The sequence below is a fragment of the Candidatus Lokiarchaeota archaeon genome (genome assembly GCA_014730275.1).
GTDB lineage: Archaea > Asgardarchaeota > Thorarchaeia > Thorarchaeales > Thorarchaeaceae > WJIL01.
Window position 1 is genome coordinate 1 of record WJIL01000076.1, and the last position, 3,116, is coordinate 3,116.

The 3,116-nt window shown below is 46.9% G+C and carries 1 protein-coding gene; it reads left to right on the forward strand.

Translation table 11 applies throughout. The features are described from left to right. Positions 1–1,798: 1,798 nt before the first annotated feature. Positions 1,799–3,116, forward strand: a 1,318-nt coding sequence (locus GF309_08655; GenBank protein ID MBD3158842.1) for a hypothetical protein, incomplete at its 3' end; no start/stop codon positions are given.

The window sequence follows — 3,116 nt, forward strand, 5'->3', positions numbered from 1 at the left end:
GATGAGGCTGGTCATACGACAGTTGATAGTTTGAATGTCACTGTCTCCAAATTTTTTGTTGAAAGGACAGGGCCGGTGGATTTTGAAATCGGTCAGGACGACGCTTCGGTTGTGTGGAGCGGACTCACTCAAAATCCGTTGTGGTGCAATCTTTCCATCAACGGGACACTATACTACGATGGCTACTGGGAGGGCGAATTCATTGGTTTCAATCTCTCAAACCTTGAAACGGGATCTCATCTTGTTCAAATGAGACTCTTCAACGACACCTCGATGCTGCATAATGATACTTACTGGGCCCATGTGTATCCTGCAGAACCCCCTGTTGTATCACCTCTGCAGGATACGACCATCGCAATAACTTGGAACACCTCATTGGTTCTTAACTGGAGCTTGCAGGATTTTGCTCCATGTGAATGGCGGGTCTATATCAACTCGAGTTTGGAATCGTCAGCAACTTGGACCGCTCAATCATACGTCGTTAATTGGGATGTTCCTCTTCTTGACGAAGGACTCTACAGTATTCTTCTTGAGGCTGAGGACTGTGCTGGTCATGTCACCTCGTCTGAAGCAGAGCTTACCGTTGAATCACCTGACCCGCCTATCATCTCATCCTATCCTGATGATTCCACGATTGAGTGGGGTATACCAGGAGTGTCGTTCCATTGGGAAATCCACGGCGGACAGGAATGGATATTGACCCGAAATCATGAGGTGCTTGATGAGGGCGAAATCAATGGTGCCAAGGGAATCACTTGGGCCATCGAAAGCTGGCAGGATCAACGTTGGCGCATTGCAGAGTACACACTCAACCTAACGGTTGTTGCCAATACCTCTTGGTCCAAATCCGTTCTTACGCAAGTGAATGTAACTTGGGACGCGGGAGACCCATATGCTGACTCTGTTGTGGTCACACGCTCCAACTGGTATTCACAGGGAGATAACGCTTTGGGAGAACCAGATGGAAAATATGCTTTGGTGTTTCTTGATTACGGTTCCGGATATATCACGGTAGATATGGGTGAGGATGAGGAAATAGTGGACGGAACTGGAGACGATTTCACAGTCTTCGCAGGGGCAGGAGAGTATACGGTCTACGCTAGCCCGTCACTTGAGGCAAGTTTCGACATGCTATCCCGTGCTAGTGGTAACCAATCGCTAGATCTATCAGAAACCGACATGGATACTGTGCGATACATCACCATCGAATACTGGAGTGGCGAGAAAGTTGAACTCGATGCGATTCATGCTGATAATCACAATACGCCGCCAGCTGACGCAAAATCCCCTAGCATTGATGGCCCTGATAACTTCACTGTAAGCGGGAATCAAACGCCACTGTCATTCACGTGGGAGGTCTCGGATGATGCTCCGTGGAATTACAGTGTGTACATCAACGGAGTGTTCTATGAAGGTGGCCCATGGAACGGTTCTGATATAACCATCACGTTTGATGAGTACAGTATTGGCAACTACACATTCACCCTTCAAGTTACTGACCTATTCGGTAATGTCTCCACAGATGTAGTCGAAGTGGAGGTTGTTCCGGAGTCTGGTTTTGATTCGATCCTTCTCTTGGCCATAGGATCTGCTGTTATCGTAGTCGTAATTGCGGTAGCGGGTATCTTTGTACTTCGCAGAAGGGGTGCCTTATCTAGTTGACAGAGCGAACTACATCCACTAATCACATTCCTTCAACTGTCTGTTGCCTCTCCTATGGCATGTCCTAGTTCCTCTTGCTGGACATACTGATAATGATATTAGAGGTCTAGAATGAGATGCTCCTGGGTGCAGTATAGTGACGAGGATTCAGCCTCCAATTTGGTCTATGGTACTCTTGGTATGGCTTCTATTGCCAATGGCAGCTGCTACTCCATGGATTCATGGTGATGAGAACCTGGCTTTCACAGCGCCGGAAACCACCATTCCGACTCTTTCAGATAAGGAGCCTACTGAATCGACATTTGTGGATGCCAGTGAATATTCTGAGGGCATCATGTCATCACAAGAGATTACAAAAGCCGGGGCCTACTTCGATGGCTACAATCTCTTTGTACTCCGGGAAATGAACCGGTCGAACAATGATCTGATTCGTTACCCAATTGTATTGACAACGATGGACGGAAAAATAGCATTCGAGGGACCACCTGCTTTGGCGAATCCTGCCGAATTCATCAATTCAACCACAGTCCTCAGTCAGGACTACGATGAAGCCAGATTATGGAACATCTATACGAATGAAACAGACCATCTGGGATTGAAAGGGCACCATGACTACGAATACAATCACAATAACAACACCGTTTTCACGATTAAGGCATATAATATCGAGATTGGAGGTACGACCTATCTCTATGATAGCATCGAGGAATATGATTTAGACGGCAATTTGATTTGGAGCATAAACAGTAGTGAATTCATTCCGCCTGAACACTGGTGCCCGTATGGAGACCTGTGGCACGGTATCCCCGATGTCACGCACGGAAATACGATTTTCTATGATTCGGACGAGGATATGATTTACTTCAACTGTCGCAACACCAACACCTTCTACAAAATCAATCACTCCTCAGGTGAAGTCGTTTGGTCATTGGGCGAGTACGGGGACTTTCAGATGTTCGATGCAGATGGAAACGAGGCCCAGGCCTTATTTTATCATGCGCATGGATTGGATAGAATCGATGATAGCACCTTCCTACTGTTTGATAATGACTATCACAATCAGACAGATGCTGAAAACAAGCTCTCCCGTATGGTAGAAATCAAGACAAACGAGTTCACTATGACTGCGAATGTATCCTGGAAATGGACTGCCCCTCCCGATTACTACTCTGGGTACGCAGGCGATGCTGACAGGCTACCTAACGGGAACAGGATTGGGGTTTTTGGTACTCCAGATCATCCCGAAGCCGATGGAACTGGTGTATCTGATATCGGGGCTCGTATCGTTGAAGTCAACCGTGAGGGTGAAATCGTATGGAGCATGGACTATCATCACAAAGAAGAACTGAAGTACTATGTTCATGAACTTGATCGGGTGCGGCTGTCTCCGATACTAACCTCGAATCAGAATCACACCTTTTCAACGGAAGAAGCTGTGATTCTCAACTGGACGA